The sequence below is a fragment of the Saprospira sp. CCB-QB6 genome (genome assembly GCF_028464065.1).
Lineage (GTDB): Bacteria > Bacteroidota > Bacteroidia > Chitinophagales > Saprospiraceae > Saprospira.
The window spans coordinates 2,370,829-2,395,553 of sequence record NZ_CP116808.1; the positions used below are offsets into that span (position 1 = coordinate 2,370,829).

The 24,725-nt window shown below is 46.8% G+C and carries 17 protein-coding genes; 7 read left to right on the forward strand and 10 right to left on the reverse strand.

What is annotated here, in order from left to right:
- Nucleotides 1-648: 648 nt before the first annotated feature.
- Both PPO43_RS09250 and PPO43_RS09255 read left to right on the forward strand, forming a co-directional pair.
- The gene (locus tag PPO43_RS09250; protein WP_272617099.1) at nucleotides 649-2,310 is read left to right on the forward strand and encodes an ABC transporter permease; all 1,662 of its coding nucleotides are present in this window, start codon (nucleotides 649-651) and stop codon (nucleotides 2,308-2,310) included.
- A gap of 21 nt (nucleotides 2,311-2,331) precedes the next feature.
- Nucleotides 2,332-3,687 (forward strand): peptidase M20, encoded by a 1,356-nt coding sequence (locus PPO43_RS09255; protein WP_272617101.1) that lies wholly within the window; start codon nucleotides 2,332-2,334, stop codon nucleotides 3,685-3,687.
- Nucleotides 3,688-3,847: 160 nt separating this feature from the next.
- Here PPO43_RS09255 and PPO43_RS09260 read toward each other — a convergent pair whose 3' ends face one another.
- Entirely contained in the window at nucleotides 3,848-4,021 is a 174-nt protein-coding gene (locus PPO43_RS09260; protein ID WP_272617103.1) for a FeoB-associated Cys-rich membrane protein, read from the reverse strand.
- Between the two features lie 113 nt (nucleotides 4,022-4,134).
- On the opposite strand from PPO43_RS09260, the gene PPO43_RS09265 reads away from it, so the two are divergent.
- From PPO43_RS09265 to PPO43_RS09285, 5 genes are all read left to right on the forward strand, one after another.
- Entirely contained in the window at nucleotides 4,135-4,698 is a 564-nt protein-coding gene (locus PPO43_RS09265) for a hypothetical protein (RefSeq protein WP_272617105.1), read from the forward strand.
- 190 nt (nucleotides 4,699-4,888) lie between these two features.
- Complete coding sequence (locus PPO43_RS09270; protein WP_272617106.1) at nucleotides 4,889-6,970, forward strand: hypothetical protein; 2,082 nt, start codon at nucleotides 4,889-4,891, stop codon at nucleotides 6,968-6,970.
- 171 nt (nucleotides 6,971-7,141) lie between these two features.
- Complete coding sequence (locus PPO43_RS09275) at nucleotides 7,142-7,819, forward strand: leucine-rich repeat domain-containing protein (RefSeq protein ID WP_272617107.1); 678 nt, start codon at nucleotides 7,142-7,144, stop codon at nucleotides 7,817-7,819.
- Between the two features lie 71 nt (nucleotides 7,820-7,890).
- A complete protein-coding gene (locus PPO43_RS09280; protein ID WP_272617109.1) occupies nucleotides 7,891-9,147 on the forward strand; it encodes a DNA cytosine methyltransferase in 1,257 nt (418 codons plus the stop codon).
- Nucleotides 9,148-9,159: 12 nt separating this feature from the next.
- Nucleotides 9,160-10,236: an HpaII family restriction endonuclease gene (locus PPO43_RS09285; protein ID WP_272617111.1), complete on the forward strand. Its 1,077-nt coding sequence runs from the start codon at nucleotides 9,160-9,162 to the stop codon at nucleotides 10,234-10,236.
- 222 nt (nucleotides 10,237-10,458) lie between these two features.
- On the opposite strand, the gene PPO43_RS09290 is transcribed toward PPO43_RS09285, so the two are convergent.
- The 9 genes from PPO43_RS09290 to PPO43_RS09330 form a co-directional block, all read right to left on the reverse strand.
- On the reverse strand, nucleotides 10,459-13,428 hold the full coding sequence (locus tag PPO43_RS09290) for a M16 family metallopeptidase (RefSeq protein WP_272617113.1): 2,970 nt from the start codon (nucleotides 13,426-13,428) through the stop codon (nucleotides 10,459-10,461).
- Between the two features lie 471 nt (nucleotides 13,429-13,899).
- Nucleotides 13,900-15,111, reverse strand: a complete 1,212-nt coding sequence (gene hflX / locus PPO43_RS09295; RefSeq protein WP_272617115.1) for a GTPase HflX — start codon at nucleotides 15,109-15,111, stop codon at nucleotides 13,900-13,902.
- A 28-nt stretch (nucleotides 15,112-15,139) separates the two neighbouring features.
- On the reverse strand, nucleotides 15,140-16,351 hold the full coding sequence (locus PPO43_RS09300; RefSeq protein WP_272617117.1) for a murein hydrolase activator EnvC family protein: 1,212 nt from the start codon (nucleotides 16,349-16,351) through the stop codon (nucleotides 15,140-15,142).
- Nucleotides 16,320-17,084 carry a DUF4292 domain-containing protein gene (locus PPO43_RS09305; RefSeq protein ID WP_272617119.1) on the reverse strand — a complete coding sequence of 255 codons (765 nt, stop codon included), beginning with the start codon at nucleotides 17,082-17,084 and terminating at the stop codon, nucleotides 16,320-16,322. The genes PPO43_RS09300 and PPO43_RS09305 overlap by 32 nt, the downstream gene beginning before the upstream one ends.
- Before the next feature lie 172 nt (nucleotides 17,085-17,256).
- Nucleotides 17,257-18,972 (reverse strand): tetratricopeptide repeat protein, encoded by a 1,716-nt coding sequence (locus PPO43_RS09310; protein ID WP_272617121.1) that lies wholly within the window; start codon nucleotides 18,970-18,972, stop codon nucleotides 17,257-17,259.
- A gap of 21 nt (nucleotides 18,973-18,993) precedes the next feature.
- A complete protein-coding gene (locus tag PPO43_RS09315; protein ID WP_272617123.1) occupies nucleotides 18,994-19,392 on the reverse strand; it encodes a (deoxy)nucleoside triphosphate pyrophosphohydrolase in 399 nt (132 codons plus the stop codon).
- A 10-nt stretch (nucleotides 19,393-19,402) separates the two neighbouring features.
- Complete coding sequence (gene lepA, locus PPO43_RS09320; RefSeq protein WP_272617125.1) at nucleotides 19,403-21,193, reverse strand: translation elongation factor 4; 1,791 nt, start codon at nucleotides 21,191-21,193, stop codon at nucleotides 19,403-19,405.
- A gap of 327 nt (nucleotides 21,194-21,520) precedes the next feature.
- Entirely contained in the window at nucleotides 21,521-22,585 is a 1,065-nt protein-coding gene (locus PPO43_RS09325; protein WP_272617127.1) for a glycosyltransferase family 4 protein, read from the reverse strand.
- Between the two features lie 83 nt (nucleotides 22,586-22,668).
- On the reverse strand, nucleotides 22,669-24,570 hold the full coding sequence (locus tag PPO43_RS09330) for an OmpA family protein (RefSeq protein WP_272617129.1): 1,902 nt from the start codon (nucleotides 24,568-24,570) through the stop codon (nucleotides 22,669-22,671).
- Nucleotides 24,571-24,725 lie beyond the last annotated feature (155 nt).

Genomic DNA, 24,725 nt, shown 5'->3' on the forward strand with positions numbered 1-24,725 from the left:
CAGACGCCTCTGGCTTGGGGCCGGAGCTAAATGTAACGATACAGATGCCTCTGGCTTGGGGCCAGAGCTAAATGTATTGATGCAGACGCCTCTGGCTTGGGGCCGGAGCTAAATGTAACGATACAGACGCCTCTGGCTTGGGGCCAGAGCTAAATGTAACGATACAGATGCCTCTGGCCTGGGGCCGGAGTTAAATGTAATGATGCAGACGCCTCTGGCCTGGGGCCAGAGCTAAATGTAAGGATACAGACGCCTCTGGGGAATCCCCGGAGCTAAATGTAATGATACAGACGCCTCTGGGGAATCCCCCAGCGTTAAAGCTCAACATACTACAGGCTTATTATTATTCATTTATTTCTCAATGGGGAATACAAAATTTTAAAGAGCGGCCCTTTGAGTTAGACTGACTTTAGTAGAAAGTTGTATTTTTAGGCAGTTCCAGCTCGGTCAGAGCGTTTTGGTCCAAAAGGGCGCGAAGCGCCCGCGGCTGAGGGATGGACAGCAGGGCCGCCGCAGGCGGCAGACCTAGCAAAAAAGCGCGGAGCGCTTTTTTGCGCAGGGCCGAGCGAATAGCGAGCTGCGAAACAGCCCGACCCGCCCGCAGGGCGGGGCAGCCCCAAAAGCAAACATCAAAAAACATCCTTTTCCTTGAATGTAGCTATATTTATCGCCCGCCGATTAGGTTTAGGGGCGGGTCCCTCTTTTTCAAAGACCATCATGCGCATTGCCATTTTGGCCATAGCCCTTTCGGTCACGGTTATGATTTTGGCCACCGCCATTGTGCGGGGCTTCAAAACCAGTATTTCGGAAAAAGTCTTTGGCTTTTGGGGGCATATTCATATTACGACTAGTAGCTCGCCCTCTAGCTATGCTTTTGAGGCCCAGCCGATGGATAAACAGCAGATTTATTATCCCGATTTGGGGCAGCAGGGGCCTATTTACTTTATTGAGCAAGGGACCGATAGCTGGGGGAACCCCCAAGAAGAGGAGCGGCAAACCAAAGCGGGCTTGCGACATATACAGGCCTTTGCACAGAAAGAAGGGATCATCAAAACAGAGGAGCAAATTGAGGGAATCATTTTGCGTGGGGTAGGAGAGGACTACGATTGGGGCTTTTTGAAAAACTACCTTTTAGAAGGGGAGTTGTTGGACCCCAAAAGTGAGGGAAATGCCAACCATATCCTCATCTCTGAGGTAACTGCTAGGCGACTTAGCCTTAAAGTCGGCGATGATTTTCGGATTTATTTTGTGCAAAATGGGAGCTCGCAGGCGCGCAAGTATAACATCAAGGGCATATTTAAGACAGGTTTAGAAGAATATGACCGTCGTTTTGCCTTGGTCGATCTGCGTCAAATCCAGAAGCTCAACAATTGGCGGCCTTATCGGAATTATGGGCCAGATTTAGAGCTACATGAAGAAAATGTATACCTCAAAGGCGTGACTGCCGCCAGCTTTGAAGAGAGTCGAGTGGCGGTGCAAAACTACCTCAAAGCGGGCCAAATTCCAGACTTCTCAGACAGCAGTAGCCAGGCGGTGGTTGTTTCCTCGGTTTTGGCGGGAGCTAGAGGTTGGTCCCTGGGCGATACCATTAGCCTACAATATCTTGATTTTGGCGAGCAGAAATATGTCTATCGCTTTATCATTGCCGCGATCTATCAGGCTCCAGCCAATTTGCGTTGGGAGAAAACAATTTTTGTCCCTTGGCAGGCATTGCAATCGCCGAATGATTTGCTCAGTGAGCAGATTTCGGGTTTTGAGGTCTTTGTGGAGGATATTGATGATCTAGATGCTTTTGGGGAGTACATCAATTATAACACTTTGATGGGCAAAGATCAGTTTGCCAATACGATTAAGGAGGTCGAGCCCAATATTTTTGATTGGTTGAATTTAACCGATATGAATGAGCGCATCATCATTTTGCTCATGATCTTGGTCTCTATTATCAATATGACCACCTCCTTGATGATCCTTATTTTGGAGCGGACCAATATGATTGGCGTGCTCAAGGCCTTGGGGGCCACTAACTGGAGCATTCGGCAATTGTTCTTATATAAGGCGGGGCAAATCATCATTTATGGTTTGTTTTGGGGCAACCTCTTGGGGCTTGGCCTGTGTTGTTTGCAACAAACCTTTGGTTTGATTCGCTTGCCCGAAGACCTCTATTATGTATCGGTAGCTCCTGTACAATTGGAATTTTGGCCCATCTTTCTGCTAAATTTAGGGACATTGTTGCTTACCTTATTGGTCTTGATTATTCCCTCTTGGTTGGTGGCCAGTATTGCCCCCCTCAAGGCCATTCGCTTTAAATAGCGCCCAAAAAACAGATGACTTATGCGAAAACTACTGCTGCTTTTGTTGGCCTTTTTGGCCAGCATCTTTCTCCTGATCCTATTGTTTAATACCCTGAGCTGGCGTTCTATGCAAGCTTATCCGCCAGCGCCCGAGAAGGCTTCCTTTTCGGTTAAAAAGGGGGCCAAACGCCTGCGTTTAGCCATTAAACGCCCATCGCCTAAGCAGCAGCAGTTAGATAGTTTGAGTTGGGAAGGTTTTTTGCGCCGTTATTACCCGAGTTTGGTCCAACACCCCAATACAGAGCTTATTGTTTTGGGCGAAAACCTTACGCTTTTGCATTGGAAGGGGCGCGACCTGCGCCTACTGCCCTTTTTGGCGGTCACTTACATTCAGTTCAAAGAGCCAGAGCTAGATAATTTGCCGGCTTGGACCCATGGCCCTTATTCTGGCGAGCAGCAAGATGCTTTTGTCTGGGGATTGGGGAGTCAAAGAGGCATGGCCAACGCCATTGCCTTTTTAGAGGTCTTTCAGCAGAAGCTAGCCAAAAATAGCTGGCCCGAACGCAGCTTTTATTTGCTGATGGGCCCAAAAGATCGGGCTTCTGCCGATCGGGCGGCCCGCTACTTCAAGCGCAAAAACCTTCGTTTTGAGTTGGCTTTGGGACCAGAATCAGATATTTATACTGAAAACGAGCTGGGCCTAACTGCGCCCATTGCCGCCCTTGCTATTGGGGAAGTCCAGACCCTAGAAACCAAAATTTGGCAGCAGGAAGAGGACCAATTAAAGGCCGCCTTAAATTACCTAGAGGAACAAACATATAGTTGGAGTCAAGAACAAGCTGCCTATCAGGCGATTTATCCCTATTTGGGGCCAGAGCTGCCTTTCTTCAAGCGTTTTCTTTGGGCCAACCGCAGCTATTTAGGCGATTGGAGCAATAGTAGTTTGGGCCAAGCGCCCATTTTGGCCGCCTGGAAAAACACGCCCTTGATTAAGGAGGAAAAAGAGGGGTATTTGCGCTTGGAACAAGCCTTGGCACCCCATTATACGGCTCAAAGTTTTACTGAACTAGCGACTTATGCCGACTCTATTCAGCAAAAAAGCTGGGGAGACAGCTTATTGAGCCCTAGCGAGGGTTTTGCCTATGAGCTGCTACAAACACATATCCGCCAGATTTTTCCAGAGACCCTTGTCTTACCCACTGTTCTGCCCAAAACGACCTGCTATCGGGCTGCTTTACAGCCTTATTGCCAGCAATATTATCATTTTTCGCCTTGGCGTTTCGATGCTGTAGAGCGTTTGCGTTTAGAACAGCGAGAGGATGAGCGTTTGGGGCTAGACAATTTTGCTAGGGGCCTTCAGTTCTACGAACAATTACTCGAAAGTCTGTTATTTTAATAGGGATTTGGGGCCCGCGGCCGGCTAGGCTTTGCCTAGCTCGGCCGCCGCTATGCTCTGGGGCTCGCAGGTCTGCTCGGCCCTGCGTCGCCTGCGGCTCCTTGGTCTGGCGCTATGCGCCACCCCTCCGCAGCGCTGAGCCGAGGGCCTTGGCTAAGACTTAGGCCTTCATTTCTCTTTCGGCTTTTTCGGTTAGGGCCTGCCAATCCACCTGATGGCAATCGTTGCAGCCGCCTGCACAGCCTGCGGCATTTTTTTTGGGCCAAAAATGCCAAACTAAATAGCCCAGGGCCAAAAGGCCAATGCCCCAAACGATATAATCTTGTAATCCCATCCTATAAATTTTTACGAAACCTTTAAAAAGAGAAAGCGAGTTGTAAAATCCTTGCTATCCTCTTAACTTAAAGGGTTTAAAACCGTTTAATGTTGACCTTAAAATCGCAAAAGATGTTAAAATCCCTATTGAGTCTGCTCTGTATTGCCCTTCCTTTTGTGGGCCTTTGGGCGCAAGATGCCCCTCAAGATTTTATCGTAACAATTAGCTACGATACCCTTTATGGTAAGGTCATGGGTGGCCTAACCCCAGGCAAAAGCTCGGTGATGGTCAAGTTTAAGGCAGACAAAACGGGCGAAACCAAAACTTATAAGGCCAAAGATATTAAATCTTGGCATCCTGCAGGGGCCGATTACTATTTTGAGTCTAAGGTCTATCATCCTAAGGGGCGGCATAAGCTGGATATGGGGTATGCGGTCTTTATGCGTCGTCTCAATCCCGGCAAGGTCAAGGTCAAGCTCTATGAATACTATAATATAGAGGGTTCTGTAGGCTACACCCAAACCTATTTAGAACGCAAAGGAAGCATGGAAGAGGTGATTTTCCGCCGTTTCCGCAAGCAACTGGCCGCCTATTTGGCCGATCAGCCAGAAATTGTGGCCAAAATAGAGCAAAAGGAATACAAAAAGCGAGACCTTGAGCGCCTCATTGCCGATTATAATCAAGCCGCTAAATAGTAGGCCCTAAGGGCCGTCGGCCTAGCGATGTGGAGGGGTGGCCCAAAGGCGCCAGACCCAGCGGGCAAAGCCCGCGCAGGGCCGAGCAGACCTGCGAGCCCCGAAACGTAGCGCCCGCAGCTTGCTGCGGGAGGCCCCAAGAGATACAAAAGTATCTACTTGCCTAGCTTCACTTAAAATATAGAACACTGTGAATATTGTTTTTCAATATCCGACTTACTTTATCCTTTTTTGTTTGCTCACGGCTGCGGCTTATGCTGCGGCTTTGTACGTCAAAGACCGTCGTTTTGGCGAGGCGACTCGCTGGCTCAATCCGCTCTTAATGGGGCTGCGATTTTTGGCGGTATTCATTATTTGTTTGTTGTTGCTAGAGCCTGTGATGCGCAGCCGAGTCGTTGAACAAAAGAAGCCCATTGTCGTGTTGGCCCAAGATCAGTCTAGCTCTTTGGCCGATGAGGTGGATTCGGCTAAATATGCTGCCCAGCTTAGTGCTTTGCAAGAAAAGCTAGGGGCGGATTATGAGCTAGAGACTTACGCCTTTGGGCAAAATGTACGGCAGGGTATTGATTACCGATTTACGGACCCCAGTAGTAACCTTTCGGCCCTAATGCAAGAGCTTTCGGCCCTTTATGGAAATCAAGATTTGGCTACGGTTATTCTTGCCTCGGATGGAATTTACAACCAAGGGAATAATCCGCTTTATGCTGCGGGCCAACTTAGTGCGCCTATTTATACTATTGCTTTAGGGGATAGCCTACCCAAAAAAGATCTCTACATTAAGGAGGTTTATAATAATCAAATTGCCTATTTGGGCGATAAGTTTAGTGTGCAACTAGATGTGGCGGCCAACAACTGTGCGGGCCAAGCTAGTCGCCTAGAATTGCGTCAGGGCCAGCGGGTCTTGCATCAAGAAGCTATTAGCATAAAGGATAAAGACTTCTTCCAAACCATTGAATTTAACCTTCCCGCCGATAAGGTGGGGCTACAAAGCTATGAACTGGTCTTGAGCCCAGTAGAAGGGGAGTATAGTGAGACCAACAACCGAAAGAAAATCTATATCGAGGTCTTGGATGCTCGTCAAAAGATCTTGTTGTTGGCCCATTCGCCCCATCCCGATTTGGGGGTCTTTCGTCGGGTAGTGGAAGGCAACAAAAACTATGAGTTGGAGCTGGCTTATCCTAAGGATTTCAAGGGGCAGCTCAAAGATTATGATTTGGTCCTTTTGCATCAGTTGCCCTCCGCCGTTTACCCCATAACGGCTGAGCTTAATGCCTTGAAAAAAGATAAGATTCCCCATGCTTTTGTGGTGGGGGCGCAGACCGACTTAGCGGCTTATAATCAAGCGCAAAGCTTATTGAATATCCGCGCTTTGGGCAATGGGCAAGCCAATGAGGTTACCCCTATTTCGCAAAAGAACTTTACGGCCTTCACGCTCAATGAAAAATGGGCCGATGTCGGGGCACAGTTGCCGCCCATGCAGGCCCCTTTTGGCGAATTTACAGCCCGCGGAGATGCCGATATTTTATTCAAGCAGCGAGTGGGGAGCGTCAGTACGGATTACCCGCTGCTCCTCTTTGGCGAGGAGGGCAATCTGCGGCAGGGCGTTTTGGCCGCGGAAGGCCTTTGGAAGTGGCGCATCTTCGACTATGTACAGCACAAAAATTTTGAACTCTTTGATGAGCTCATCAGTCAAACGATCCAATACCTCAGTGTCAAGGCCGACAAGCGCCGCTTTAGAGCCATGCCTAGCCAAAGCGTTTATGGCGAAAACGAACGCATTCGCTTTGCCGCCGAGCTCTATAATAGCAGTTATGAGCGCATCAATGAGCCCGATGCCTTTCTGGAAATTTACAATGAGGAGGGCAAGGAATTTAACTTTACCTTGGCCAAGAATGAAAAGCAGGCCTATGCCCTAGACGCTGGAATTTTCCCTGAGGGCAACTACCGCTTCAAGGCCAACACTAGCTACAATGGCGAGTCCTTCACCGCCGAGGGGCAGTTTAGCGTGCAAGCTTTGCAGTTGGAGCGCTTCGAGACCCAAGCTCGGCATGATTTGCTCTATGCGATGAGTGAGCAAACAGGCGGCAAGCTCTATTTTAGCGATCAGTTGGACCAACTGGCAGCGGAAATTGACAAAAAGGGTTTGGCCAAACCCGTCCTATTCGATAGCCTAAAAACGCAGGGCCTCATCCACCTCAAATGGATCTTTTTCTTAATCCTCGGCCTCTTGAGCTTAGAGTGGTTCTTGCGTCGTTATCATGGTGGCTATTAGAAAAATGATTTGGGGCTGCCCCGCCCTGCGGTCGGGTCGGGCTATTGCGCAGCTCGCAGGTCTGCTCGGCCCTGCGCGGGCTTTGCCCGCTGGGTCTGCCGCCTTTGGCGGCCCTGCTCCATATCCCTCAGCCTGCGGCCCTTCGGGCCTGTAGAACGCATAAAATAAAGTATGTCAGCAATAGATAAACTCTTACAGCTATTTAGTAGTCGTTCGCCCAGCAATTGGGAGTTGGGTTTGCAGCTAGCGCAGGCCAATGGTATTGCTTTGCAGCCTTTGGCCCAGGAGATTAAGCAGTTATTGGCCCTAGGAGAGAGCCGTCCCAATCTACAGCAATGGGAGGGAGCTAGTTTTGAGCAACTGCTGCCTGCTTGTCAGCAAATTTATGCGTTAAGCATAGAGGAAGAAGAGTTACTAGAGCTGCCTGCGGTCATTGCTATTTTTCAGCGTTTGGGAATCTTAGAGTTGCATGCTTTGGGTTTGCAAACTCTGCCTGAAAGTCTGGGCCAGCTTCAAGCCTTGCGCAGTTTGGGTCTAAAAAATAATCAGTTGCAGCAGCTGCCCCAAAGCATGGGGGAGCTTAAGGGATTAAAAACGCTTTTATTGCCCAATAATCAATTGCGGGAGCTACCGGAGAGCATGCGTTATATGTCTGCTCTACAAACCCTAGACCTAGCCGAAAATCCCTATCTCTTAGCATTACCTTCTTGGCTAGCCGAGCTCCCCAATTTAAAAACCTTGGCCTTAGACCCTGCCGTCTTTGCTTATCAACTACCCGCTAATTTGGCCCATTTGCCAGCTAGGGTAGGGCTGCGTTGGGGGCGCTTGAGCTCTAAATTTGAGTTTTAGAGGAATAAGCAAATATAAATCGCTATATTTGAAACAAAATGTTTCACCTTTTAAAGGAAGCAGGATAAATCATGTTGAATTCAATACTGAATGCGCTATTGGTAGAAACTCAAAAAAGTAAAGATCCTCAGCGCTTTTTTGACTTAGCTGTTTTAACTCATCAATTATATGAAGCAAAAGAGGTAAGTTCTAGAGAGCTTTATACTCAGATAAAAGAGTTCAGTTTCAATAAATTGGAAAAGATAGAGGCCTTGTTGGAAGAAAAGGTATTACAGTATAGGTTGTTTACGCCGAATAATTTAGATGTTCCATTTCCGCCAGCACAACCAGCTAAGTTTAAGTTTATAGACTTATTTGCAGGAATTGGGGGCTTTCGTTTAGCTCTTCAATCCTTGGGTGGAGAGTGTGTCTTTTCTAGTGAGTGGGATAAACAGGCCCAAAAGACCTATTATACCAATTTTGGGGAGTATCCTTTTGGAGATATTACGAAGGAGAGTGTAAAATCTCAAATACCAGATAACTTTGATATTCTTTGTGCTGGATTTCCCTGTCAAGCCTTTTCTATTGCAGGCAAGCGTGGAGGTTTTGAAGATACTCGAGGAACCTTATTTTTTGATGTAGCAGAGATAATCCGTCGTAAAAAGCCCAAGGCTATTTTTCTAGAGAATGTAAAGGGGTTGAGAAATCATGATAAGGGGAAAACTTTGAGTACAATCTTACATGTTTTGAGGGAGGATTTAGGCTATACAGTTCCAGAACCCCAGATTATAAATGCAAGAGATTTTGGTGTGCCTCAAAATAGAGAGCGAATTTTTATTGTAGGTTTTAGAGCAGATTTAGCTCCTGAAGTAGCATTTGAGTATCCTAGGGTATCAAATAAACAGCTTTCTTTTGCAGATATTAAGGAAGAGAAGGAGGTTTCGGTAAAGTATTACTTGTCAGAAACTTATTTGGATACTTTAAGGAAACATAAGGAACGACATGCTCAAAAAGGGAATGGATTCGGGTATCAAATTATAGCAGATGATGAGATTGCGAATGCTGTTGTTTGTGGAGGAATGGGACGAGAACGGAACTTGGTACTTGATCATAGATTGACAAACTTTACTCCTGTTACTAATATTAAAGGAGAGGTAAATCGTGAAGGTATCAGAAAAATGACCCCAAGAGAATGGGCTAGGTTACAAGGGTTCCCGGATAACTATATTATTCCAGTTTCAGATGCAGCAGCTTACAAGCAGTTTGGAAATTCTGTAGCCGTACCTGCAATAAAAGCTACTGCGGAAAAAATTGTAATGGAGCTAGAACCATTTTTTCAAAAAGACTAAGGGCGCAAGGGGATGAAGAAGGGAAATAAAGGAGAGTGGAGTGAAATCTATACTTTACTCAAGCTAATTTCAGATGGTGTTTTGCCTCAAGGAGATGCACATCTAGTAGCAACAGACTTTGAGTATATTGTTGAAGCTGTCTATCGAGCCGAAAAAGATGGTCTTAAAGAATATCGTCTTGACTCAGATCAAAAATCTGTTTTGCTTATTGATGGCGAGGAACAAGTTGAGATTCCTTTAGAAGAGTTTGAGGCTATAAAGACCGTTGTACTAGATGGTATTCGTCAGGCTCCAAAAGGAACATTTCTTATTGAAGAGGCTATCCCTTTTTTATCTACAATTCATTGTTTGAGTTTAAAGGCTAAATCGTCTTCAAAAAAAGATATTGAAGTGCTTATTTATGATTATAGGGTAGCACGTTCTTCGAAATTAGGGTTTAGCATTAAATCGCAGTTGGGGAATCCATCAACTTTACTTAATGCAAGTAAAGCAACAAATTTTCAGTTCTGTCTGTCTCAAGAAGTAAATACTGAGTCAATCAATAAGATTCGCACTTCTTCTAAGATAAAAAAGAGGATAGAAGCTATTTATGAAGAGGGAGGAAAGTTGTTGTTTGCTTCCATTCAGAATGAGACATTTGCGAATAACCTCTGTTTAATTGATAGTGCATTACCTCAAATTATAGCCGCTTTATTACTCATTTATTATAGAGGACGAGCTAAGAGCAGTAAGATTACAGATCTAGTAGCGCAGCTTAGAATAGAAAACCCATTGGGGTTTCCAGAGATAGAAGGGCAGCATTTTTACGAGTATAAGATCAAGCGATTTTTAACTGATGTTGCATTAGGGATGACACCTAATACGGTTTGGGATGGTCGTTTTGATGCTGGAGGAGGGTATATTGTTGTTCGTAATGATGGAGAACTGGTCTGTTATCATATCTATGATCGCAACCAGTTTGAAGATTATCTTTTTCATAATACGAAGTTAGATACGCCTAGTAGCAGTCGCAATGGTTTTGGCCTCATTTATAGAGAGGAGGATGAAGACTATTTTAACCTCAACATACAGATACGGTTTAGCAACTAACCCCAGACATAAAAGCCCCCAGCTTTGCATCTGCAAAACTGGGGGCTAGCTTTTGGGGCCAGACTTAGGCTAGAATAGGCCCGAAGGGCCGCAGGCCTAGCGATGCGGCGGGGTGGCCGTCAGGCCAGACCAAGGCGGCAAAGCCGCCGCAGGGCCGAGCGAGCAGCGAGCCCCAAAGCGTAGCGCCGCAAGGCGAAGCCGCAGCGGAGGCCCCAAAACAGCTTAATAACCAAATACCTGATCTACAGAGAGCTCTTTATAATCGCCCAAAGATTTGAGGTAATCGGTATCCATTCGGCTTTTATCGCCAAGGACCAAAACCGTGTATTTGCGGCCCTTGATCTTGCTTTCATGGAATTTATTGAAGGCGTCTACGCCTCCTTTGCCCTCTACATTGAGGCCAGAGAAGAACTCATAGCGGTCTTTGCGGAGGTCTTGAGTGTAGCCGCGCTTTTTGTTGCTGCGGTAGGTCCAATAAACATCAGAACCCGTAAGGCGGTCAGCTTCTAGCTTTTTGAGGATGGCCCCAATTGCATTGTTGAGCTGATCTTCTACTACAGGAACTTCCTCGATAATGCCTTTCATGGCGGGAATTGCCTGCTTGATCTTATCTGATTGAGTACCTACAAAGGCACGGAAATAATGCGCATCATCGGCACGAGCGGGCGAGCTGTTGAAGGCATAAGCAGAATAAGCCAAAGCGCGCTTTTCACGAATTTCTTGGAAAACAATAGAAGACAAGCCTGCACCAAAGTACTCATTGTAGAGCTGAGACATGTTGTTCTCTTCTAGATTGAAGCCTTCTGTACCCTTAGAAACCATCATGATTTCGGCTTGAGGCATGCCTGCAAAAGGAACAAAAATAACTTGGTCCTTTTCGGTGGCTAGCTCCTTAAAGTCGGGACGCTTGGGACAAGGAAGCAACTGATCGGCAATTTTGTGCTCCATTTCCAAAACCTTGGCAATATCTGCCTGCTCTTGGCTACCATAATAAAATACCGAATGCTCGTATTGGGTCAAGGTCTTGATTTTGTCCACCAATTGCTCGGCAGTCAAGGCATCCATTTCCTCAAAGCTCAAGATATCTCTAAAGGGCGATTTTTCGCCATAGCGAGCATAGTTAAACATGGCATTGTTGAGGATTTGACGCTTGTCTTTTTTCGCATCTAGACGATCCTTTTTGATTTGGGCCACTAGATTCTTAAGTGCTTCCTCATTGGGGTTGGCATGAGCCAAAATGTGCTCAAAGAGGGTTACCCCTTCTTGGAAAGAGCGATCGAGACCGCGGAGGGTCACATAGCTAACATCTCCACTGGTGTATACATCGAAGCTGAGGCCCAACTTGAAGAATTCTTGCTGCAGTTGTTCGGGGCTGTACTTATCTGTGCCCAAGAAGGGAAGATAACGAACGGCAATAGGCAAGATCTTATCATTCTGCGAGCCCATTTCAAGGATGTAGTAAAGGCTAAAGGTCTCGTTGGTCTTGTTCTGAACATAGTCAAAAGGAAGCTTGCCTTTGAGTTTGCTCTGTTGGATGGCTTCTTTGAAATCGACAAACTGAGGGCTGAGGTTTTGGCTAGGCATTTCCTCAAAAGCTTTGCGGAAAGTAGAAAGCGTATCTTTAGCGGGCTCTACGGCCGTAATGCTAGGCTTGTCTACCTTGGCAATATTGTCGTCTTTGCCTTCTCTTTTGAAGACCACGACGCCATTATCTTCGCCCATATAGGTTTTGGCAAAGTCCGTAATTTGCTGCTTGCTAAATTTGCGCATGCGAGCAAATTTATTACTTACGGTGGCCCAATCTTGATTGCTGATAAAGGCATCGAGCATTTGGCCAGCACGGCCACGGTTACTTTCCAATGACTTTTGGTAGCGATACTCCATATCATTGATTACTGCTTCGATCATCCAGTCTTCAAATTCGCCAGCTTTGAGCTTACGAACCTGCTCCAAGACCAACTCCTTAGCTTCTTCTAGGCTTTGGCCGGGTTTGGGGTAAGCATAAATGCCTAAGAAAGAATAATCGTTGGCGGTCCAGCAAAAGGCCATGCTATTGCCTCCTACGGCTTGCTTTTGCACCAAGTTAAGGTCAATTAAACCCGCTTTGCCATTCGACAAAATGCCCATGGCAATATCTGCGATTAGGGCTTCATCTGTACCTGCGCCAGGCGCCACCCAGCCCATATCAAGAACAGCGGCTTCTTGGCCAACTACTTCTTTGACGATCATTTCTTTGCGCTCGGGCAATGGCTTTTTCTCAAATTGGGGAACCTCTTTGCTCTCATAACCCCCAAAGTACTTTTCAATCAGTTCTACGGTTTGGTCGGGATCAAAGTCTCCAGCCAAAACGATGGCCATATTATTAGGCACATAGTAGGTGTTAAAGAACTCATGGATCTTAACCATAGAGGGACGCTTGAGGTGCTCACTGGTTCCAATGGTCGTTTGTGTTCCATAAGGGTGGTTGGGGAGTAGGCCCGACATAAAGGCCTGGAAAACCTTGCGGCCATCATTGCTCTGCCCAATATTAAACTCTTCATAAACGGCTTCTAGCTCGGTATGAAAGAGACGAAGAACCAATTCGCTAAAGCGCTCTGACTCTACTTTCATCCAACGCTCTAGTTCGTTAGATGGAATATCATTCACATAAACGGTTTGGTCCAAAGAGGTATAGGCATTGGTCCCTTTGGCCCCCAATTGTGAAATCATTTTGTCATACTCATTGGCGGCAACCAATTTGGCTGCCTCAAAAGAGATGCTGTCAATCTTTTTATAGATGGCTTTGCGCGCCTCTGGATCAGCTTTGAAATGCTCTTCATAAAGAGCCGAAATTTCATCCAACATGGGCTTCTCTTTCGCCCAATCTAAAGCTCCAATTTTAGAGCTTCCCTTAAAGAGCATGTGTTCTAGGTAGTGGGCCAAGCCTGTTGCATCGGCAGGGTCATTCTTAGATCCCGCACGAGTCGCAATATAAGTCTGAATACGGGGCTCGTCTTTATTGACGCTCATATAGACCTTTAGGCCATTTTTGAGGGTGTAGATCTTTGTCCCCAAAGGGTCATTCTCTACCGTTTCGTATTTATACTTTGTCATTTCTTCTTTTTCTTCTGTCTTTTTTTCGGATGGACTGCAACTCCAACTCAGACAACATAAACTGAGTAGGCAGCTAAAGATGCTAATTTTTGAGGACATAGGCTAGTCTAATTCTATGGGTAAAATAATGAGTTCACTTCTCTTATCTCTAAGATACAAATAACTCTAAGGCTCTTTAAATACCCTTTCTTTTATTAGATCAATTATAGATTTTTTTGGATGAGAAGAGGCTGTCTTGGGGCATTACTCCCTTTGGTCGTCGAACTGCGAACTAAAGTTCTTGTTGTCGTTTACTTCGTCGAACTGGCGCCTCTTTGAGGCTGGTTGTCACAGCTCGCTGCTGTTTTGGGGCCTCCCGCCTTCGGCGGGCGCTACGTTGCGCAGCTCGCTGCTCGCTCGGCCCTGCGGCGGCTTTGCCGCCTTGGTCTGGCCTGACGGCCACTGCTCCACATCGCTAGGCCGTTTGGCCTTCGGCCATCACTGCGGGTTGAAACCCGCAGCAGAGGCCCAAAAAAATAGCAAGTAGATTTTAGATCTGCTTGCTATCTTCTTTATTGGGCTTTGATGGCCTTAGAACCAGAAATTCTTTTTGTGCGGGTAGCGCTCAATATATAGCTCGCCAATATGTTGGGCTAGGCTTTCTCTAAACTCCTCGATGCCCTCTTCTTCGGTAACGGCCATAAAGCTCGCCTTGTTTTGGGTTTTCTCCTGCCATTGTTTTCTGAGTTCGCTTTCTAGCTGTTCTCTTTCTTCAGGCGTCAAGAAATCGTCAAAAACCTCTGAGCGGTAGCGGTCCATTTTATTGAAAACATAGAGGCAGGGAATGCTGCCTGCGCCCAGCTCCTTGAGGGTTTGCTCTACCACCTGAATGTGATCGCGATATTGGGGGTGCGAGATGTCGATCACATGAATGAGCAGGTCGCTTTCGCGGACCTCATCGAGGGTAGATTTAAAGCTTTCGACCAAATGGTGGGGCAGTTTTCGGATAAAACCGACCGTATCGGACAGCAAGAAAGGCATATTGCCCACCACCACCTTTCGGACCGTAGTGTCGAGAGTCGCAAAAAGTTTATTTTCGACCAAAACCTCTGATTTGCCGAGGCGATTCATCAGGGTAGATTTTCCGACATTGGTATAGCCCACCAAAGCGGCCCGGATCATGCCTTGGCGGCTTTTTCTTTGGGTGCTGGCTTGCAGGTCGATTTTTTCTAGCTTCTTTTTGAGCAAAGCAATGCGGTCGCGAACAATCCGTCTATCCGTTTCAATTTCCTTTTCTCCAGGTCCACGCATACCGATACCCCCTCTTTGGCGTTCGAGGTGGGTCCAGAGCCCCCGCAAACGGGGCAAAAGGTATTGCATTTGGGCCAATTCCACCTGTGCTTTAGCTTGGGCAGTTTGGGCATTAGAGGCAAAGATATCGAGGATCAGGCTAGAGCGATCGACAATTTTGCACTTAATTTCCTCTTCCAAAAAGCTAGTTTGCTTACCCGTCAAGTCATCATCAAAGATGACCAGATTGATTTCTTTATCTTCTACATAATCTCGAATCTCCTCCATTTTCCCTTTGCGCACAAAGGTTCTGCGATCGGGATGATCTAGGCGTTGGGTAAAGCGTTTGACCGTTTCCGCCCCAGCGGTTTCGGCCAAAAACTCTAGTTCATCCAAATGCTCATGCACCAATTCTTCGGGCTGATCGGGTAAAATAACGGCCACCAAAACGGCCTTTTCGATGCCCAATTTGGGCTGGAAATTCTTTTCTCCTAAGTTCCACTTCTCTGACATACTATATAACTTCGAGTTCGTTCAAAATCTAAGGGCGTAACCACTGTTGCGGATTCAGCTTTTTTTTGCCCTCCCATAATTCAAAATGCAGGATATAGGTTCCTGACTGCGGGTCTTTGCTTACTTCGGCCAATTGCTGGCCCGCACTTACTTTTTGTCCAGCTTTTACTTTGGCGTTTTGGATATGGGCGTAAGAGCTATAATAATTGGCATGTTGGACCAATATCGCTTTTCCGCTGCCCGGTATCTCAAAAAGGCTGACCACTCGGCCCTCCGCAATGCTGCGGACGCTGGCCTTGGCCGCTGTTCGATAATCTACTCCATTGTTTTCTAAATATACTTCTTCAAAAAGAGGGTGTCTTCTTCGGCCAAAGGCCGCAATAATGCTACCGCTTACGGGAGCGGGAAGCTTTCCTTTTTTTGAGGCAAATTGTTGATTACTACTTGTCTTATAACTATTGCTGCTGCCTCCGTCTTCATAGACGCGGGCTTTCTTTTTGGCGGCTAGCATTTGGGCCTGAATAGCGGCTTCAATGTTTCGGTTGAGCTGCTTTTTCTGCCGTTCTTTGGCTTTTAGGGCCTGCCGCAGGCTGCCTTCTTTGCGCTTAAGCGATTTGAGCAATTGGTCCTTATCGCTCAGTTCTTCTTCTAGCTGTAGCTGCTGTTCTTTGGTGGCTATTAGCAGTTGTTCTTGCTCGATGCGCTTCTTTTCCAATTGGGCCAATTCCTCGGCTTCTTTATCGGCTGTTTTTTGCAAGAGCAGAGCTTGTCGCCGCCGTTTCTCCTCCAATTCTTTGAGGTAAATGCTTTGGCGATAAGAACGACTCCAGCCACTAAAACTCAACCAATTCCCCCAATACGAGCTGGTCTTTTTGGTTTTGTAGAGCTCTACCAACACCTTTTTATAACTGGCCTTAAAAGCAACTAATTGAGCTTGCAGTTCTGCTAATTTAAGCTCTCGTTCCTTGGTTTCGGCGGCCAATTGGGCCTGTTCTTTTTCCAAAACCTCCAAGAGCTCTTGCCGCTGCTCCAATTGCTTTTGCAAAGAGGCCAATTCCTCTACAGTTTGGCTTTTGTTGCTGGCGGTTTGGTCCAATAAAGAGGCCGTTTGCGCAATTTGCTGGCTCAAGCGCTTGCGTTTGGCCAATAGTTCAGCCCGACTCTGCCCAAGCAAGGGCAGGGTCCACAAACATATCAATAAACAAATGCTACTGCTTATAGCCGTTAATCCATTGCTCATAATGATCGGGCACCTTAAAACGCATGCGCTGCGGCTCGTTTAATTCTATTTTGTTCAAATCAATCTTCAAATATACGGATTTTCCCGCTGCATTTTGGGCCTCCAAGATCTTTGTAAAGGCTAAATATTTGCCATTCAACTCCTGATAGTCCTCAAAAGTAACGGTCATATACTCCGCTTCCGTCCGCTGAATACGGCTTTTCCGAATCCGATAATCGGCATCCAACCAAAGCTCCAGTTGCCCATTCTGCGGCAAGGGACTACTCAAATGATAATATTGACTATCCTGCTTTAATTTGAAATCCAAACGCTCCAACAAAATCGGATTACCTAAGAGCAAATCTTGCAATTCTCGCAAGCTCAAACTCACCCCCAATTGCTCTTCCAATTTGCCATAAGGCTCCGCCCGATATTCATTAGCCTGCCGATTTAAGGTCTCTAGCCGATCTTTGGAAATCTGCAAGCGCAGGCCCTCCACACTCACCTTTTTAAAGGTCATCCAAACCAAACTATCTCGCCGCATCTTCATTTTTAGACTAAAAGAAAGGTTTTCTTCTTCAGTCTTCAGTTTGCCCTTGCCCTTGGCCTCCAACCACTCAAAGTCCAGATATTGCGCCTTTAAGCGATTGAGCAACTCTTTTTTCGTCCGCTCTTCGGTCTTTTTGGCCAAGCGCTCGCCAGATTTACAAGCGCCCAAACTCGCCACCAAAAAGAGGAGGAGAAGGAATTGCAAGAACTGTTTTTTGGGGCCTCCGCAGCAAGCTGCGGCGCTACGCTGCGGGGCTCGCTGCTCGCTCGGCCCTTCGGCGGCTTGGCCGCCTCGGTCTGGCCCTGCGGGCCACCCGCTCCGCATCGCTAGGCCAATGCCGCCTAAGGCGGCTAGGGCCGTGTTTGTTCGCACAGATTTACTCATATAAGCTTTTGCTTTCAATTTTCCGCTCTAATATGGTCGATACGCTCCCTAGCTCTTTGGCTTTTTTCCAAGCCTTAAGTGCGCCTTCCAAATCTCCCATTTTAAACAACAGATCGCCATATTGTTCTTGCAAAAGTGGGTTGCGCTCCCCCCCATTGTCAAAGGCTTTCCCAAACTCTTTTTGAGCCGCTCTAAAATCATTTTTTAAATAGGCCAAACGAGCGGCGATTCCCAAATAAAGAGGATTGTAAGCATCTTCTTTCAGTAGGCTTGCACTCATTTTTTCCACCTCCTCCAAAGACTTATTTTGGGCCAATAAACTTTGGCAATAACTGGCCATAGGCGCAGGCGCCTTGGGTAAAATGGCCCGAGCTTGCTCAAATTGCTTTTCGGCCTCTGCATATTTCTTTTGCCCAGCCAAGGCCTGCCCCAAGGCCGCCTGCGCATGCGCCTTGAGCTGCTGCTGATCAAAGGCCCGCTCAATAGCTCTTTTTAGGCTTTTGCCTGCTGCTGTATAATCTTCTAGTTGGTTTTGGGCCAATCCCTGATAATAATAACCTAGGGCTTGGGCGGGAAACAAACTCACACATTCTTGAGCCGTTTTCAATAAGGCTTGACTATTCTGTAGGCGGTTGTAGCTGGCCATCAATTGTCCCCAAATGGGTAGCTGGTTTTTGTTTTGGGCCAAAGCTTCCTCATAAGCTTGGGCGGCTAGGCTATATTTCCGCTCTTGGCTGAGCAAATCGCCATAAAGCAAGCTCGCCTGCGCATAACCTGGATGCTGCTGAAGAATATTTTTCGCCAATCGCTGCAAACTTGGTCCATCAATTTGGCTATTGCCCGATAAATAGGCATTGACCAAAGGTTCTAAGACTTTTATCTTGGCCAAAGGCGGTTGTCCCCCATCCGCAAAAACTTGTTCTAGGGCCTTTAGGTAGCGGGGGTAATCTCCTTCGGTCCGAAAAACCTCCGCCATGGCAATGTTCGCATCGGCTTGTTTGGGGTCTAGGGCCAAAACTTCTTTATAGCTGGCTCTAGCTTCCTTCTCTAAGCCCAAGCGCTCTTGGTATTGGGCCAAAAGTAAATAATGCTCAGCAGAAGGAGGCAGGTTCTTTTGCAGCTCTTCCAACTCTTTGAGCGCCTTTTTGTCCTTCCCCATTTGAGCATAAATCTTATGTCGCTTGAGGTAGTAGTCGGCCTTGGGACCCTTTTCTTTTTCTAGGCGGTCATAAACCTTAAGGGCCGTTTTCTGGTCTTTGCTTCGAAGCAAATAGAAAATCCAATCATGGAAGTAGCGCTCTTCATTACTATTTTTGATTAACTCCTCATAGAGCTCAGCCGCTTCTTTATGTTTACCCATCTTGCTTAGTGCTTTGGCATAAGCCGCAACATAATCGGGCTCTAGGGGAGCCAATTCATGACAGCTAGCTAAGGCCTTTAGGGCTTCTTCTGGTTGTTTGAGCTCTTCATAGAGTTCAGCCATTTGGAAGTAGGGGGCACTCAATTTAGGAGCCTTTTCTACAATTTCTTTATAGCGGGCAAGGGCCTCATTGCTATTGCCCAAAATCTTTTCTCTAGAAGCCTCAATAAATTGTTTTTGGAGAAGGACCTCTGCTTCTTCTGGACGTTGATCTGTTGTTTTTTGTGCTTGGCCCAATTGGCTAGCCAAAAGGCCGGAAGACAATACAATATATTTGAGTATAGACATAAATAAAAGATTTTTAGAAGCTTAATCTAGCTGCTCTAATAGGGCCTCTGCAATGGGAATATCAGCCTGCGAAAGTGGGTAATTTAATAACTCTTGAGGCAAAACCCAAGCCAGCTGGGCATGCTCCAGCGCCTGAGGCTGACCCTGAACGGAGGCAATCCAATAGGCCCGCAGGCGAATGGTCTTTTGGGGTTTGTAGGGATGCAAACTCTCCATAAAGAAGGAACCAATTTGAGCTTGAATGCCAAATTCCTCTTCCATCTCGCGGGCTAGGGCCTGAGGTTCAGTTTCTTCGGCTTCTAGTTTGCCACCAGGAAACTCCCATTGGCCAGCAAATGACTGTTCTGGGGCCCTTTGGGCTAAAAAGAAGCGGCCATCTGCTCTTTGCCAGATGGCCGCCACAACTGTGATGATTTTCATAAATTTAGGCTTAATCTCCTAATTTGAGGACATCGAGGAAGGCCTTTTGAGGCACCTGAACATTCCCGACCTCACGCATACGCTTTTTACCCGCTTTTTGCTTTTCGAGTAGCTTACGTTTACGGCTAATATCACCACCATAACATTTTGCAGTTACATCTTTACGGAGGGCCGAAATGGTTTCACGAGCGACAATCTTGGCGCCAATAGCGGCCTGAATGGCAATTTGGAACTGCTGTCTGGGCAAAATCTCTTTGAGACGCTTGCAAAGACGGCGACCAAAAGCAGCGGCCTTATCACGGTGAATCAAGCTAGAGAAGGCATCTACCGCCTCGTTGTTGAGTTTGATATCGAGTTTGACTAATTCTGAAGCCCGATAATCGATAGGCGTATAATCAAAAGAGGCATATCCTCTTGAGATGGTCTTTAGCTTGTCATAGAAATCGAAAACAATTTCTGCCAAAGGAAGTTCAAAGGTGAGCTCTACACGATTGGTGGTGAGATAAACCTGATTCTTTACCAATCCTCGCTTCTCCATACAAAGGCTCATAATTGGGCCAATATAATCAGGTGAAGTAATAATTTGAGCTTGGATATAAGGTTCTTCTACACGGTCCAAAACCGTAGGATCAGGTAATTCAGAAGGGTTGTTAACCACAATCTCTTCGCCTTTTTTGTTGTAGGCAAAATACCCTACGTTGGGAACAGTGGTAATCACGTTTTGGTCAAATTCCCGCTCCAAACGTTCTTGGATAATTTCCAAGTGAAGCATACCTAAGAAACCACAGCGGAAACCAAAACCCAAGGCGGCTGAAGTCTCGGGGGCAAAGATGAGAGAAGCATCATTGAGTTGTAGCTTTTCTAGGGCATCGCGTAGGTCCTCAAAATCATCATTATCAATAGGGAAAATACCGGCAAAAACCATTGGTTTTACTTCCTCAAATCCTTTTACAGGAGTGGGGGTAGGATTTTCTTGCAGCGTAATGGTATCTCCCACTTTAATATCACTAGAGTCCTTGGTCCCTGTAATTACATAGCCTACTGCTCCAGCAGACAATTCTTTTTCGGGTTGTTGGACCATTTTGAGTACACCGATTTCATTGGCTTGCAAGCTTCTTTTATTGCTAAAGAATTGCACCATATCATTCTTGCGAATCTTACCATTGAAAATGCGGAAGTAAGCAATTACGCCTCGGTATTTATCAAATACAGAGTCGAAGATCATTGCTTGTAGCGGAGCTTCGGGATCGCCTTTGGGGGCGGGAATGCGATTGATAATCGCTTCAAAGATTTTGTCTACTCCTTCTCCAGTTTTACCACTAGCGGTCAAAATATCTTCAGGATCACAGCCGAGTAAGTCAATTACCTCTTCTGATACTTCTTCGACCATAGCCGAGGGCATATCAATTTTGTTGAGGACTGGAATAATTTCTAGGTCGTGATCAATGGCCAAATAGAGGTTAGAGATAGTTTGGGCCTGTACGCCTTGGGTGGCATCTACTAAAAGTAGGGCCCCTTCACAGGCGGCAATAGAGCGAGAAACCTCATAAGAGAAATCTACGTGGCCGGGGGTGTCGATGAGGTTAAAGACATAGGTTTCGCCCTCATGTTCATGTTGAATTTGGATAGCATGGGCCTTGATGGTAATCCCTCTTTCTCTTTCGAGGTCCATATCATCTAGGGCTTGGCTTTGCATTTCACGTTCAGAGATGGCGTTGGTCATCTCGAGCATACGGTCGGCCAAGGTACTTTTTCCGTGGTCGATATGGGCAATAATGCAGAAATTGCGAATATTTTTCATGTAATCTACTTAGTCTCAAAATGGAAAAAAACTGGCTAGATTAGCCGTTTTTAAATGAAAATCATCAAAAGGTGTTGGTCTACAAAAATAGGGGAAAACTATGGCATTGAAGAATTTTAGTCTTGAAATTGCTAGAATTCAGCGATTCTGGCCCTACTGCGTTTTGCAGGCGGCGAAGCCGCCGCAGGCCTAGCGATGCGGCGGGGTGGCCGTCAGGCCAGACCGAGCCAGCTTGCTGGCGAAGGGCCGAGCGAACAGCGAGCCCCAAAGCGTAGCGCCGACGAGCGCAGCGAGGCGGAGGCCCCAAATACCTCTAGAAATGGCATTTTAGGCCTTTTGTCCTTGTTTGCGATTGATGAGATAAAAAGAAAAGCTGGTGAGTAAAACGGCGATCAATAGCAAGACTAAAAGGAGTTCTAGGCTGCCCAAAAACTGCAACTGAAAGGCGATGCCAATGAAGAGCAGATTGATGAGGGCAAGGATAGCGGTGGCTTGCATATGGCTGCATCCTAGGTCGATTAGGATATGGTGAATATGTGTTCGATCGGGTTGGAAAGGCGATTTGCCGCGCATGGCTCTAAGGCTAAAGACTCGCAGTGTATCGAAGAGGGGGATGATGAGGATGGCAATGGCTACAGCGGGTACAGATTCGATATAGCAATGTTCGTGCGGAAGTTTATTGCTCTCGATAAAGGAAATGGCTAAAACCGAGAGGGTAAGGCCCAACAAAAGTGAGCCCGTATCGCCCATGAAAATCTTGGCGGGACTGGCATTGTAGTAAAGAAAAGCGGCCAGTGCGCCTAGCATCGCAAAGGCCAAAATGGCCAAATCGAGTCGGCCAAATTGATAGAACCAAAGGCCCAGCACTCCGCAGCAAATGATGCCGATAGTGGCGGCCAATCCATTGATGCCATCAATGAGATTGAGGGCATTGATAATGACCAGCATACTAAAGACCGAGAGCGGGGCGGCCAAGGCATAAGGAATATCATTGATGCCAAAAATGCCATAAAGGCTGCTGAGATAGATACCTGCTTTGAAGACCAAAATACAGGCGGCCACAATTTGGCCCAAAAACTTCTTGATGGGGCTGAGCGGGATGATATCATCCTTGGCGCCAATCAGGAAAATGATGATATAGGCGCAAAGTACGTATTGTACGTAGCGGTGGGCGGGGTAAGCGGCACTATCAAAGGGGATCCAAAAGGTAATAGAGAAGATGAGTCCAGCAAAAACGCCTAAGCCCCCAAGGGTGGGGATACTACGGTTATGCGAACGCCTTTCGCCAGGTTCATCGCAAAGGTTCTTTTCAATGGCGATTTTAATAATGGAGGGAATCGCAAAAAAGGTAATAATAAAGGCGGTAATAAAGCTTGGGATGAGGTCAAACATAAGTCGTTGATTGGTCCAAAAAAAAGCAGAAGCGCCCGCAAGGGAGATGCTTCTGCTTCATTATTCTATCAATTGCAGCCCATTTAGTAGGCTCTCTGTACGCGAATTTCTGCGCGGCGGTTTTTAGATTTGCTGCCTTCTACATTGGGGGCAATGGGGTAGCGCTCTCCATAAGCATTGAACTTGAGGCGGCGATCATCTACACCTGCACCACTGATGTAGCGAAGGATAGATTTTGCCCGGCGTTCAGAAAGCTCTAGGTTATAGACTTCTGAACCATCGGCATCGGCATGGCCAGCCACCTGTAGTTCCAAAATGGCGCAGCGGCGCATGGCTTCTACAATGCGGTTGAGGGCGCGAAGTGAGTTGGCGTCGGCTTGGCCAGCATCATAATCGAAATAGATAGCGGCGCGAAGCTCGCTGAGGTCCAATTGTTGGCAGTAGGCCGCCTCTTGAGGTGTTAACTGCTTGACAGGTGCAAAACCTGTGGTTAGGTTACTCGCAAACTTATCAGAAATGGGGTTACCGAGGCTGATTCCTCCTGTGCGTGCGCCAGAAGGGTCGGGATTAGAGCCCCAAGCCCAAAGGTTATTTTCAGTATCTACTTTTTGTCCATTGGCATAAAGGAAACCATCATCGCCAATGTTCATGACTTCATCATTCTCATTGAGGATTTGGCCTTTTTCTAGGCGGTAGCCGCCTGTAGTGGTCAATTTTTCTTCTGTTTTGGCATTCATGATGTTTCCATCTACATCAATTTCTAGGACATTGCCAAACTTATCTTGGATCGTTTTACCGCCATTGGTGGTGGTATAGCCTTTCTCATTGAAGTCGCTTTGCGTGCGTACCGCATCGACCAAAGCCTTGAGGCTATCCAATTGGTCTTTGGGCATGGGACAACCCGCATACTCATCGGTACCATAATAATCGGGGCACATATCTAGGGCATCTTGCACACCATCGCCATCGGCATCGGGACAACCATTGGCCGTAAATGAGCCAGCCTCGTTGGGGCACAGATCATCTGCATCAGCAATGCCATCGCCATCGGCATCCTCTCCGCCGCCCATACCATCGGGGCAACCATTGGCGTTTTCAGAATAAATATCTGGACAATCATCTTCTGGGTCAATAATGCCATCATAATCACTATCTGCACAACCTTCTAGGTTGGCAAAACCTGCTTGTTGTGGACATTTGTCATCAATGTCTTTGATGCCATCGCCATCGCTATCGGGACAACCCATTGTTTTTTGAGAGCCGTAAATATCTGGACAAAGGTCATTCTCATCAGGCACTCCGTCATAGTCACGGTCGGGCGCTTTGGGCCCCTCCTGTTTGGCCAACTCAATAAACTCTGTGTTATCGGTTTTCTGCTTGGTTTTACCCAATTGCACGGTCAACCCAACAGAATGATGCAAAAAGCCAATCATCTCTTGGCCATCAGGCAACAAAAAGTGGGGGTTGTAATTAGATTGGGCCGTAATGCTAATCGGCGTTTTGGGCAAATGATAATGAAAACCCAAACCAACGGGAACATACATGCTCCAGCTGCCAAAATCTCCATAACTGCTTCCGCCTACCCCAACCTTAAAGAAGGGAACAAAAGGAGCATTTTTATCCATAATGCCTCCACCGTCTAGGCGGAAACGCAAGGCCAGTTGGCCCGACAAAAAGTTGCTGCGGGTCCCATAATTCCCCTGATCCGCCGCCAATGCAGAAGCAGGATCTAAAGGATGGGCCAAACGAGCAAAATTGGTCTCTACACCAAAATCAAAGTTGCTACCAATGCGGCGCATCAAAGAGAGCTCTACGCCCGCACCATATTTTTCGGGGGCAAAAAGATCGGTTCCTTCTAGGGCATAAAAACTATAGGCCCCTGGATAAATACCAAGACCCCACGGATTTCGGGCAGATTGTGCCTGTAAAGCGCTGCTGTTCCAAGCCAAAATGGCCAGCAACAACAGATAAGAAAACTGTTTCATAAGAATAGGTATAGCTATACTTTTTAAGGTTCGAAGGGGCGTCCCCCTTTCAAGCTTCGAAGATACAAAGCTTTTTGCGGATTTGCGGACTCGTAGCTCCTTTTTTACATTTTCCAATCCGCTGAAATATTCATTTTGAAGGCCCTAGCGCTTTT